This is a genomic window from Actinotalea ferrariae CF5-4, from assembly GCF_000603945.1.
In the GTDB taxonomy this organism is placed as follows: domain Bacteria; phylum Actinomycetota; class Actinomycetes; order Actinomycetales; family Cellulomonadaceae; genus Actinotalea; species Actinotalea ferrariae.
Genome location: NZ_AXCW01000129.1, coordinates 1 through 12,429, shown reverse-complemented (window position 1 = coordinate 12,429; position 12,429 = coordinate 1). Strand labels below are relative to the sequence as shown.

Sequence of the window (12,429 nt, the reverse complement as noted above, 5' to 3'; positions counted from 1 at the left end):
GGGCGCGGCCGTCAGGTCCGCGGCGAGCGCGACGGCGAGGCGCCGTGCCTGGTCCCAGCCCTGCGCGATGAGCCCGCTGCCGCCCTCGGGCGGCTCGGCGCAGTCCCCGATCGCGAAGACGGCCGGGTCCGCCGTCGCCAGGTCCGGCCCCACGACGACGCCGCGGCGCACCTCGAGCCCGGCGTCCGCCGCGAGGGACGTCTCCGCCAGCGTCCCGGCGGTCATGACGAGCAGGTCCGCCGCCACGACCGCCGTCGCCGGGTCCGGGGGCGTGCCGTCCGCGGGGCGCACCCGCAGGCCGGAGAGCCGACCCGCGTCCAGGAGGACGTCGTCGGCGAAGGTGGCGACGCGGTGCGCGATGCCGAGGCGGTCCAGGCCGCGCCCGACGGCGGACGCCGCGGCGTCGTCGAGCTGGCGCTCCATGAGGTGCGGGCCGCCGTGGACGACCGTCACCGCGACCCCGCGCCGCGCCAGGCCGCACGCGGCCTCGAGCCCGAGGACGCCGCCACCGAGCACGACGGCGCGGCGGGCGTTGAGGGTCGCGGCGACGATCTCGCGGGCGTCGTCGAGGGTGCGCAGGGCGTGGACGCCGGCGGGCAGCGCGTCGGGGTCGGCACCCGTGGCCGCCCGCCAGGCCTCCAGGCCGGGCAGCCCCGGCACGCGCGCCCGGGCCCCGGTGGCCAGGACGAGGACGTCGTAGGGGTGGACGCCGCCGTCCGTGCCGTGAACGACGCGTGCGTCCCGGTCCAGGCGCGCGGCCGTCGCGCCCCGCAGGACCGTGAGTCGCGGCTCGGTCGCCGACGGCAGGGTGATCGACGCGACGTCGACCTTGCCCGCGACGACCTCGCTGAGCAGCACGCGGTTGTAGGGCTCGTGCTCCTCCGCACCGAGGACGGTGACGGTCACGTCCGCGCCGGGGACACGGGCGAGCAGGTCCTCCACGAACCGGGACCCCACCATGCCGTTCCCGACGACGACGACCCTCGTGGCGCTCATGACCGGACCTCCTGGGCTCGGGGGGGCTGCGCCACCCGGTGGGCGTCGCGGGCCAGGAGGGCGCTGCCGGCGCTGCCGGCGTCGGCGGCGCGGACCTGGACGGCGCAGACCTTGAACTCGGGCATGCCGGAGACGGGGTCGGTCGCGTCGGTGGTGAGCCGGTTCGCGCTGCCCTCGCCGGACCAGTGGAACGGCATGAACACCGTGTCGGGCCGCGCCGACGTGGTGACGTGGGCGACGGCGACCGCCGTGCCGCGGGCGGACGTGACCTCGACCGGCTCGCCGTCGGCGACGCCGAGCCGGTCGGCGAGCAGCGGGTGCACCTCGGCGAACGGCTCCGGCTGCGCGGAGGCGAGGGCCGGGACGCGCCGCGTCTGGGCGCCGGACTGGTAGTGCTGGAGCACCCGGCCCGTGACCAGGTACAGCGGGGCGTCGGGCCGCAGGTCGTCGGACGGGCCGCGGTGGTCCACGGCGATCATCCGCGCGCGGCCGTCCGGGGTGGGGAACCCGTCCGCGAAGAGGCGCGGCGTGCCCGGGTGGTCCGGCTCGCCGTCGGGCGTGGCCGGGACGGGCCAGAACAGGCCGTCACCCGCCGCCTCGGCGGCGTCCAGGCGGGCGTGGGACAGGCCGCCGTAGTCCGCGACGCCCCCGGCGCTGGCCCGGGCGAGCTCGTCGAACACCACGGCCGGGTCGGTCGGGAAGCCGCGCGTCACGCCGAGCCGCGCGGCGAGGTCGTGCAGCACCTCAAGCTCCGAACGCACCCCGGGCGGCGGCTCGGTGGCCCGGCGGCGCCGCAGCACGCGGCCCTCCAGCGAGGTCATCGTCCCCTCCTCCTCGGCCCACTGGGTGACGGGCAGGACGACGTCGGCGAGCTCGGTGGTCTCCGACGGCACGAGGTCGCACACGACGAGCAGGTCCAGCGCGGCGAGGCGCGCGCGGACCGCCTGGTTGTCCGGGGCGCTGACGACGAGGTTGCACCCGTGCACGAGCAGCGCGCGCGGGCCGTCGGGCGTCCCGCAGCGGCGCAGCAGCTCGACCGCGGGCACGCCGGGCCCGGGCAGGTCGTCGGGGTCGACGCCCCAGACGCCCGCGACGTGCGCGCGGGCCGCCGGGTCGTCGAGCCGCCGGTAGCCGGGCAGCTGGTCGGACTTCTGGCCGTGCTCGCGACCGCCCTGCCCGTTGCCCTGGCCGGTGATCGCGCCGTACCCGCTCCCGACGCGGCCCGGCAGGCCGAGGCTCAGCGCGAGGTTGATCGCGGCGGTGACCGTCGCCGTGCCCTGGGTGCTCTGCTCGGCGCCGCGCCCGGTGAGCACGTACGCGCCGGTGCCGCCGTGGACGGGGGACGCGGCGGCCAGCAGCCGGGCGGCGCGGCGCAGGTCCTCGGCCGGGACGCCGCACACCCGCTCGGCGCGCTCGGGCCACCACGCGGCGACGCTGCGCCGGACCTCGTCGGCCCCGGTCGTGCGCTCCGCGAGGTACGCGGTGTCCACGAGCCCCTCCGCCCACACGACGTGCAGGAGGGCCAGCAGGACGGTGAGGTCGGTGCCGGGCACGGCCTGCAGGTGCAGGCCCGCGCCGTCGTCGGTGAGCGCGGCCGTCGCGGAGTGCCGCGGGTCCACGACGACGACGCCCCCGGCCGCCCGCGCCGCGGCGAGGTGCTGGGAGGACGGCGGCATCGTCTCGGCGAGGTTCGAGCCGAGCAGCAGGACCGCCTGCGCCCCACCCACGTCGGCCAGCGGGAACGGCAGTCCCCGGTCGACGCCGAACGCCCGGTTCGCGCCCGCCGCCGCGCTGGCCATGCAGAAGCGCCCGTTGTAGTCGATGAACGGCGTGCGCAGGACGACGCGGGCGAACTTGCCCAGGGCGTAGGCCTTCTCGTTCGTCAGGCCGCCCCCGCCGAAGACGGCGACCGCCTGGCGCCCGTGCTGCTCCTGGATGCTCCGCAGCCGGCCCGCGACGAGGTCCAGGGCCTCGTCCCACGTCGCCGGGTGCAGCGCGCCGTCGGCCCCGCGGACCAGGGGGGAGGTGAGCCGGTCCGGGGTGGTCAGGACCTCCGCGCTCGTCCAGCCCTTCTGGCACAGCCCGCCGCGGTTGGTGGGGAAGTCCCGCGGCGTGACGCTGACGGGCACCGGGCCCTGCGGGGCCGGGGTCAGCGTCATGGCGCACTGGAGCGCGCAGTACGGGCAGTGGGTCGCCGTCGGCGGGGGCGTCATCAGATGCCCGCGGTCGTCAGGGCCGCTCCCCGGCGCAGGTACAGCGCCCACGTGACGACGGCCATCACCGCGTACATCCCGATGAACGCCCACAGCGCCGGCTCGAGGCTGCCGGTGATGCCGTTGGAGACCGCGAAGCCGCGGGGGATGAGGAACCCGCCGAACGCGCCCACGGCCCCGGCGATGCCGATGCAGCCGGCGGCGGCCTTGCGGCGACGGGCGGCGTCGTCGGCGTCGGTCGCGCCCACCTGGAAGACGGCCGGGATCATCCGGTAGACCGACCCGTTGCCGACCCCCGTCGCGACGAACAGCAGGAGGAACGACAGCAGGAAGCCCCAGAAGCTGCCGGCCCGCAGCGACAGGATCGCCCCGAGCGTCCCGAGCGCCATGACCAGGTACGACGCGATCGTGACCCGGGCGCCGCCGATCCGGTCCGCGAGCATGCCGCCGGACGGGCGGGCGAGGGAGCCGACCAGCGCGCCGAGGAACGCGACGCTCAGCGCGACCGCGGGGAACTGGGTGGTGAGCAGCGTCGGGAACGCGCCGGAGAACCCGATGAACGAGCCGAACGTCCCGATGTAGAGGAACGAGATGATCCAGGTGTGCCGGTGGCGGACCGCCGCGCCGAACGCCTTGTAGTCGCTCTTCGCGCCGGACAGGTTGTCCATGCGGCGCCACGCCCAGACGGCGGCGAGGAGGACGAGCGGGATGAACATGAGGCCCGCGCGCTCCAGGTGCAGGCCCGCGCCGATGACGATGACGATCGGCACCGCGAGCTGCACGGCGGCCGTGCCGATGTTGCCGCCGGCGGCGTTGAGGCCCAGGGCCTTGCCCTTCTCCCGCTCGGGGTAGAAGAACGAGATGTTCGCCATCGAGGACGCGAAGTTGCCCCCGCCGAGGCCGGCGAGCGCCGCGACGACCATGAGGGTCGAGAACGACGTCGTCTCCGGGCGGGTGACCACGAAGGCCAGGGCGCTCGCGGGCAGCAGGAGCAGCAGCGCGGAGATGATCGTCCAGTTCCGCCCGCCGAACAGCGGGACCGCGAACGTGTAGGGGATGCGCAGCGTGGCGCCGACGAGGCTGGGGAGCGCGATGAGCCAGAACTGCTGGTTGACCGTGAGGGTGAAGCCGACCGACGCGAGCTGCGGGACGACGATGCTCCACGAGGCCCACATCGCGAACCCGAGGAACTCCGCGAAGATCGACGGGTAGAGGTTGCGCTGGGCCGTCCGGCGGCCGCCGTTCTCCCAGAAGTGCGCGTCCTCCGGGTCCCAGCGGTCGATCCAGCGGCCGCGGCGGCGGTGGACGACCGGGGCGTCGGGCGTCGTCGTCGTGCCGGCGGGGGCGGCAGGGGCTCCTGCGGCGGCGGCGGTGGGGGCGTCGGTGCTGCCGGGCGGGCTGCTGAGCGTCGGAGCGGACATGGCGTCCTCCTGCGTCGGCGGGCTGGGGACGGTCGGGGAGGTGACCGTGCGCCTGACGCTAGGAAGCCCCTGTTCGGGGGCGGTTCCGGGGCTGTTACCTCTGAGGAACGGTCACCGCACACCCCGACCCACCCCGCTGTGAGGGCGCGGGTCCGCCGCCCTCCGTCCGGTCCGCCCCCTCGTCGAGTCCGCCGGGATCCGTCGAGTCCGCCGGGAAGAACCGGCGGGCCCCACGGATCCCGGCGGAGTCGACGGCGGAGGTGGGGTGAGGGAGGGGTGCGCCGGGGAGCCGGTCGGTCAGTCGGTCGGGAGCCGTCCCTGTCGCGCGGCGAGCGCGACCGCCTCGGTCCGGCTGCGCACGCCGAGCTTGCGGTAGATGGACACCGTGTGGTGCATGACGCTCTTCGGGGTGATGGCCAGCGCGATCGCGATCTCCTTGTTGCGCAGACCCTGCTCGAGCAGGTGCAGCACCTGCTGCTCCCGCGGCGTGAGCCCCGGGTCGGGCCGGGTGGGGGCGGAGGCCGGCCGGGGCGACGAGGCCGACGGGGCCGACCGGGGCGACGGGGCCGACCCGACCGACCCCGCGGCGACCGGCCCGGGCTCGCCCACGACGTCGCGCAGGTACCCCACGAGCTCGACGAGCGTCTCCTCACGGTCCAGCAGGCGGCCGCGCGCGACCTCGGCCTCGAACCGCTCGGCGCCCAGGGACTCGCGCAGCGTCCGGAGCCCCGAGCGGTACTGCTCGACGTGGGGCGGGGCGATGATCGCCAGCAGGGGCTCCATGTGCGACGCCACTGCGCCGTGGAGCCGCGCGCCCACCGCGTGGTCCCCGCGCAGCCGGCTGACGTGGACGGCGAGCATGACGGACACCGTCAGCCCGTTCACGAGGTCGGTGCGCCCGAGCCGGTCCCGTCGGGCCAGGACCCAGGCGGCCGCCGCTCGTGGGTCGCCGCGGTCGATCGCCTGGTGCGCCAGGGTCGCCAGGGTGTGCAGCTCGTTCTGCAGGTCGCCGTGGGCCCGGAAGATCTCGAGCACGGCCTCCAGCGGCGGCACCCCGGCACGGTCGGCGACGTGCTCCGCCGGTACGCCGTGCAGCAGGAGGGAGCCGAGCGCGATGCCGCGGCGGTCGCCGGAGCGCACGGCCCGGGCGAGCCCCGAGGAGCCGAGCTCCCCGGCCACGTCGTACCGGCGCACGACGGCGTGCATGGCGGCCAGGGAGATCTCGAACCGGCCCAGCCAGCGCGGGTGACCGATCGCGGCGGCGAGCTCCATCCCGTCACGGCAGGCCTCCGTCGCCGCGGCGAGGTCGCCGTGGGCCGCGACGGCGAGGAACTGCGTCCGCAGCGCCCGGAGCAGGGCGAGCGGCTCCCCGACCGTCCGGGCCAGGGCGATCGCCTCGGACAGCTGCTCGCGGATGACGCCGACCCGGTCGCCCGCGAGCGGGGACCAGCTCGACAGCTGCACGAGCCAGACGAGCGCGTCCCGGCGTGCGGCCGGGGTGCCGACGGGGGCGCGGGTCAGCTCCTCGAGGTGCTCGACGAGCGCCGCGCCCGCGCCGCGGCGCTCGGCCTCCCACCCGAGGTCCGCGGCGAGCCGGAGGGCGCCGTCGGCGTGGTGCTCGCGGAGCCAGCGCAGCGCGACGAGGGCCTCCGGGTAGTCCTCGTCGAGGACCGCGCGGGCCCGGTCCTCGTCGGCGTCGGCGACGGCGGCCGCTGCCCGCCCGGCCACGTCGCAGAAGTAGGCGGCGTGGCGGGCGCGCGCCTCCTGCTCCCCACCGGACGCGGCGAGCCGCTCGGACGCGAAGTCGCGGACGAGCCGCCGGAGCCGGTACCGCTCACCTCCGGGCCCGCCCTCCAGCTCGACCAGGCGCAGGTCGAGGAGCTCGCCGAGCGCGTCGAAGCACGGGCCGGCACCGCTCGAGACCGCCTCCACGGCCTCGAGGGTGAACGAGCCGCCGAACACGCTGAGCACGTCCAGGAGCCGCTGGGCCGGCGCGGACGTGGCCCGGTGGCTGTCCGCGAGATCCGTCCGGATCGTCCTGCCGTCGGCCGGTCCGGCCCCGGGCCGGGAGAGCACCGACAGCGCGCGCCCCGGGGCCTCCAGGACGGAGGCGAGCGAGCCGAGCGGGACGACGGGGAGCCGGGCGGCGGCGAGCTCGACCGCCAGGGGGTTGCCGTCGACGGCCGCGCAGACCCGGTCGACGTCGGCGCGGGTCCGCTGGTCGGAATTCAGGGCCACCCCGACGGCGTCGGCGGCGCGACGGAGGAGCTCGGCGGCCGCGGCGGGGTGCAGCGCTCCGACCTCGATCACCCGGATGCCCGGCGCACGCAACGGCGGGACCGACTCGACGACGACGCTGACCCCGGGGTGCTCCGCGACGAGGTCGGCGAGCGCGCCGGCCACCGGGGCGAGCACGTCCGCCCGGTCCAGCCGGAGCAGGGTCCACCGGTCCGGCCGGTCCGACGGACCCCGAGGGAGGGGGATGGGGAGTCGGGCGAGGTGGCGGCGCAGGCCGGCGAGCGCCGTCGTCGCGGTCTCACCGGTCAGGTCGAGCCGCCGGACGGCGGTGAACGACGTCGAGGCGGCGTCCAGGGCGACGTCGACGAGGGTCGTCTTGCCGGCGCCCCGCGCGCCGGTCACGTCGACGACCGCGGGCTCCCGCAGCTCCAGGCACCGCACGAGCGCCTCGAGCTCGTCGTCGCGACCGACCAGGCGCGGCCGCGCCCCGCCCGGATGCGGGGAGCCGGCCACGGACGCGGAGCGCGCGGCGGGCGACGAGCGGTCCGGCACGGTGAGGTCGGTGCTCACGCACGAGGCCCGTCGTCGTCCGGCATGTCCTGATCTTACGAAGGGGCTCCGCGCGGACGGCAGGCCCTGCACGGACGAGTGACCCGCACGGCGCAGCGGGATCTCAGCCCGGGCACTCAGGCCTCGACCCCCTCAGTCCTCGACCCCCGGGCCGTCACGGCTGCGTGACGAGGGCGGCGAGGAGCCGCTCGGCCACCGCGCACTCGTCGTCCATCTCGTCGGCGGGGTCCGCGAGGACCACGAGGGCGGTGGAGGAGTCCCCGGTGCGGGCGATGAGCTGGCAGGACAGCCCCTGGCCGTCGACGAACCGCAGCCCCGGGAAGCCGGCGACGTCGACGTCGGCCACCTCACCTCCGGCCGACTGCGCATCCGTCCTCACCCGGTCCAGCTGGACGTCGGCGGGCGTGTCCCAGGTGGACAGCATGATGATGTAGCGGCTCTCCACGAGGGCGGGTGACGACGGGTCGTAGGGCACGGAGAAGTAGTCGCACTCGGCGACCCGGTCGACCCCGTCCTGGATGGAGTCCTCCACCCAGTCGATGCCGCCCCACGCGTGCACCATGTCGATCGAGGGGCACGCTTCGGCGAGCGGCGGCGTGCCGGTGCCGGCGTCAGGAGCCGGTGCGGCCGCGCCGGCCGCCGAGGGGGCGCCGGCTCCGGCGGCCGCCTGGGTCGGGGCGGCGCACCCGCTCGCGGCCAGGGCCACCACGACGGCGGCGATGACGATGCGCAGCCGCGAGGCCGTGTCGCGGGGGCGCTGCGCGCGCGTCACCGTCGCCCCGCCGAGGTCGAGGTCACGCGGGTCGGGTGGACGGGGGTCGTTGAGCTCGGCACCCCACCATGACACCCCACCGGCACCGGGCGACGACACGGGCATTTGCCCGTTTCGTCCGGATGTCGGCGCCGTCACGCTTCGACCATGTCCGCCACCCCACGGCGCCACGCCGCCGACAGCCCCCCGTCGCCCGCAGGAGGGGACGCGGTGCACCACGCCCGCGTGCCCCTCGTCCGCCGCCTGGTCGCCGTGCTGGCCACGGCAGCGGTCACCCTCGCCCTGTCGGTGGTGCTCCCGCAGACCGCCCAGGCGGAGGTCGCCCCCACGCCGCCCAACATCATCGACTACAACCGGGTGGCAACCGCCGACTGGCCGGCGCTGACGCGCTTCGAGCGGCAGGCCGCCGAGGACGTCCTGGCCAACCACAGCCTGCCCGCCTCGGACTTCGACGCCGTCCGCGGCTGGGCGCGCAACCAGGTCCGGATGCAGATGTGGGCGAACCTCGTCGTCATCATCAAGAAGGCGCCGTCCAGCCGGACCGCGGACGAGCAGGCCGTCTACCGCTGGTTCCAAGGCCTCGTCCAGACGCAGAACGTCGAGGCGGCCCGGGCATCCGTCGACGAGTTCATCCGCTACTCCGGGCTGACGGAGCAGACGTACACCACGTCTGAGCCGGTCAACTACAACGACCCGAACACGAACCTCGCCACCGGCGGGTACTGCGTGTACCGCGCGCCGGGGCCGTACCTCGACGACTACAAGGGCTGGCTGGACCAGACGTGCTACACGGCGTCCACCGGGTTCGCCAACTTCGCGATCCCGATGCCGTCGTACGACGAGTTCATCGCCTACGGCCAGTACCTGGCGAACCGCGAGCAGATCGACAACGCGGCCTTCGCCAACACGTCGTTCGAGGTGGCGGCGTCCGTGTCCGTCGGTGCCGGTCTCGCGCTCGCGGGTGCGGCGGTCCCGATCGGACTGGCGCTCGGCGCGGGCGCGAGCCTCGGGAAGGGCGCCACGGCGGCCGCCACCGCCGTCTTCCCGTTCGCCGCCCGGGCGGGGAGCCTCGCGCTCGTCGCGGTCAGCTCGGTCGCCGTCGTCGTGGGCACCGCCATCGTCTTCATCGTCACGGTGGTGCTCGCCAGCATCCAGCTCGACGCGCAGATCCGGATGGGGCAGCGGCTCCGGGACAACCTGACCACCCTGACGAACACACCGCCGGACCTGCGGGGGCAGCTGCTCGAGGACGAGGCGCGCGCGGCGGACACGAGCAAGTCGGAGGAGGAGCGCAGGCCGAAGTACTACGGCGGCTTCTACACGACCTTTCTCCTGGGCACCTTGCCCGAGGCGGAGGACTGCACGAGCAGCGGCCCGGTCATCGGGGGCGGGATCTACACGGTCGGCTGCGTCAACGCGCCGGCGCCCCCCGCCGTCACCGTCGACGACCCGGTGTTCCAGGTGACCCGCGAGGGCCAGACCGACTCGGTCGACCGGCGCACGATCGCCGTCGTCGACCCGTACAACGGGGGCTCCTCCCTCACCCGGCTGAGCGGCAACGGCTGGTTCGTCCACACCGCCGTCGGGTCCACGGAGCCCACCCAGTCGCTCGTCCTGCCCCACCAGGGCTGGGACGGGACGTCGTACTTCGCCCAGCGGGTCTGGGACGCGACGAACGGGTACCGGTTCGCCGTCACGCCCGTCGGCCCGGGGGCGGAGGCGGCGGACGCGACCGTGACCGACACGCTCCGGCTCGTCCAGGCGGACGGCACGAGGGTGACGGTCCGCGTGGTGCCCTCGGCGGTGTCCGCGATCGAGGTGACGCTGCCCGACGTGGCCGTGCGCAACCAGGCGGCGACGTTCTCCGCGACGGCGACGGGTGCGGGGTCGGACGGCGTGGGCTTCACGTGGTGGTTCCCGCGACTGGGGACCGAGGGCTTCCAGCTCGACCAGCCCGCCGGTGTCCCCGGCAGCTACTGGTCGCTGCCCGGCGGCACGGTGACCCGGGCCTTCGAGCAGGCGGGCGCCGTCCCGGTCTTCCTCCAGGTGAGCTCGCCGGACGGCACCGTGCAGATCACGCGGTACGAGGTCAACGTCATCGACGGGCGCCAGCCGGACCGGATCGTCGTCGATCCGCCGGACGCCCTGCGCGTCGGTGAGAGCGTGCTGCTCGACATCGCCGCGGACTCGGGGGCGTTCGTGCAGCTGACGGCGTTCGGTGAGCCGACCTGCGGTACCTCGCGAGCCTTCCCGGTCCCCACGCTCGAGGTGACGGCACTGAAGGCAGGGACGTGCACCATCCGTGCCGTGACCGGGGCCTCCGACCCGAACGTCCTCCCGGCCGAGCTGATCGTGACCTTCCGGATCTTCCAGGGCGCGCAGTCGATCACGGCCCCCGAGCTCGACACGGTGGCGGTCGGCGCCCAGCAGACCGTGGCGGCGACCGCGTCCTCCGGCCTGCCGGTCGCGGTGACCGTCCCCCTGGCATCGCAGGACGTCTGCGTCGCCTCCGGGACCACGGTGACCGCCACGGCCGCGGGCACGTGCTCGGTGCTGCTCACCCAGGCCGGGAACACGGACTACCTGCCGGCGCCCCCGGTGCTGCGGGAGTTCACCGTCCGCTCACCGGTCACCGTGACCGCCCAGGACGAGACGATCGTGTACGGCGGCACCCCCGCCTTCGCGTTCGACGTCTCCGACGCCACGGTCGAGGTGACCGGGGTCGAGTGCGGTGCTGCGGCGCCCCTGACGGTCGGGACCCACCCGATCACCTGTGGCGGCGGCAGCGTGCCTGCGGGCTTCACCCTGGACTACGTGCCCGGGACGCTGACCGTGACCCCGGCCCCGGCCGTGGTGACCGTGACGCCGCCGCAGGTGCAGCACTCCGACCCGCTGCCCGACCTCGACGGGTCCTGGACCGTGGACGGCCTGCTGGGCACGGACGCCCTGTCCGGACAGCTCGCCGGCTGCACCGCCGCAGGCGCGACGGTGGTGGGCGGGCAGGTGACGTCGCCTGCGGGCAGCTACGACCTGACCGGGTGCGCGGGGCTCACGAACCCGAACTACGACGTGTCCTACGCGGGTGCGCTGACCGTGGTGCCGGAGGACGTGACCGTCGCGTACGACGGTGAGCGGTACTTCTCCACGGGGACCGGCACGAGCACCGGCGTGACGGTGGGGGCCGTCGTCACCCAGGAGGCCGACGGGTCGCCGGGTGACCTCTCGCGGGCCACGGTGGACGTGCTGCTCTTCGCCTCGGGGAGCACGACCGGCGTCCCGGACCGCGCGGTGACCGGCGTCGCGGTCGACGCGTCCGGTCGGGTCTCGGCCACCGTCGCCGGCGTCGCGGCCGGCACGTACCGCGTCGTCGTGCGGCTCAGCACGGGGAACGCGTACTTCACCGGACCGGAGGCGGTCGACCGGCTGGTCGTCTACCGGCCGTCGACCAGCGCGACGGTCACGGGGAGCGGCTGGGCGCGCGACAGCGGGTCCGCCGACGGCCGGGGCCAGTTCGAGGTCTCGGTGCGCTACACGAAGGACCGGGTGCCGCAGGGCACGGTGACGTACGCGTGGCGCAACCCCGTGGACGGCTACGTGTACCGCGCGCAGTCCACGTCTTGGGCGGGCGGGACGTTCGCGCTGGACGGTTCCGACGCCGGGATCACGGTGCCGGCCCGGCTGACGGTGACCGACCCGGCCACCGGTGCGGTCGTGACGGCCCTGTCGGGGACCGGACACCGCCTGCGGATGGTCGCCGTCGACGGCGGCAGCGGCGGCGGGAACGACCGGCTCGCGGTCACCGTCCTCGACCCGGCCGGAGCGGTCGTCCACTCGGTCGCCCCGAGCCCCTTGGGTGGGGGGAACCTCACGGTCCGCCGCTGAGGCAGGTGCCGGGCGGGTGCTGCACACACCCGCCCGGCGCCGTCCGCCCCGGCGGTGGTGAGGTCTCCTCAGGCGCGGAGCTGGGCGCGGAGGGTCGCCGGGTCCGTGGTGGGGCGCTCGCACACGAAGTCCCGGCAGACGTACGCCGCCGGGGCGCCGTCGACGAGCGGGCGGTCCGCGAGCAGCGCGACCGGTCCGGCGTCGGCGTCCGGCTCCCCGTGGACGACGACGGCGCCCGGGGCGGCCGTCTGCCGCGCCTCGCGCAGCAGCGAACGGGTGCGCTCGTCGTCCGCAGGGCCGACGACGGCGACCTCCCGCGGGCCGTCGAGCAGTGCCT

The 12,429-nt window shown here is 75.7% G+C and carries 6 protein-coding genes and 1 pseudogene; 1 reads left to right on the top strand and 6 read right to left on the bottom strand.

Annotated features, from left to right (window positions below):
• The 5 genes from N866_RS11890 to N866_RS20965 form a co-directional block, all read right to left on the bottom strand.
• A partial coding sequence (locus N866_RS11890) for an NAD(P)/FAD-dependent oxidoreductase (protein WP_034226606.1) occupies nucleotides 1–996 on the bottom strand: 996 nt, incomplete at its 3' end.
• Nucleotides 993–3,209, bottom strand: a complete 2,217-nt coding sequence (locus N866_RS11885) for a molybdopterin oxidoreductase family protein (protein ID WP_034226603.1) — start codon at nucleotides 3,207–3,209, stop codon at nucleotides 993–995. The genes N866_RS11885 and N866_RS11890, both read right to left, overlap by 4 nt.
• Complete coding sequence (locus N866_RS11880; protein ID WP_034226602.1) at nucleotides 3,209–4,630, bottom strand: MFS transporter; 1,422 nt, start codon at nucleotides 4,628–4,630, stop codon at nucleotides 3,209–3,211. Before N866_RS11880 ends, N866_RS11885 begins: the two co-directional genes overlap by 1 nt.
• 297 nt (nucleotides 4,631–4,927) lie before the next feature.
• Nucleotides 4,928–7,438, bottom strand: a complete 2,511-nt coding sequence (locus N866_RS11875; protein WP_034226601.1) for a LuxR C-terminal-related transcriptional regulator — start codon at nucleotides 7,436–7,438, stop codon at nucleotides 4,928–4,930.
• A gap of 154 nt (nucleotides 7,439–7,592) precedes the next feature.
• Nucleotides 7,593–8,285, bottom strand: a complete 693-nt coding sequence (locus N866_RS20965) for a hypothetical protein (RefSeq protein ID WP_155855332.1) — start codon at nucleotides 8,283–8,285, stop codon at nucleotides 7,593–7,595.
• 72 nt (nucleotides 8,286–8,357) lie between these two features.
• Here N866_RS20965 and N866_RS20960 point away from each other — a divergent pair, with 72 nt between their 5' ends.
• Nucleotides 8,358–12,092, top strand: coding sequence for an MBG domain-containing protein (locus tag N866_RS20960; RefSeq protein ID WP_155855331.1), 3,735 nt, complete (start codon nucleotides 8,358–8,360; stop codon nucleotides 12,090–12,092).
• Nucleotides 12,093–12,160: 68 nt separating this feature from the next.
• Here N866_RS20960 and N866_RS21390 read toward each other — a convergent pair.
• Nucleotides 12,161–12,429, bottom strand: a pseudogene (locus tag N866_RS21390) (N-acylglucosamine 2-epimerase); the annotation flags it as partial.

What these genes read in the sequence shown, in the direction of transcription:
- N866_RS11885 (WP_034226603.1), bottom strand. Translation starts at nt 3,209, where the DNA reads ATGACGCCCCCGCCGACGGCGACCCACTGCCCGTACTGCGCGCTCCAG.
- N866_RS11880 (WP_034226602.1), bottom strand. Translation starts at nt 4,630, where the DNA reads ATGTCCGCTCCGACGCTCAGCAGCCCGCCCGGCAGCACCGACGCCCCC.
- N866_RS20960 (WP_155855331.1), top strand. Translation starts at nt 8,358, where the DNA reads ATGTCCGCCACCCCACGGCGCCACGCCGCCGACAGCCCCCCGTCGCCC.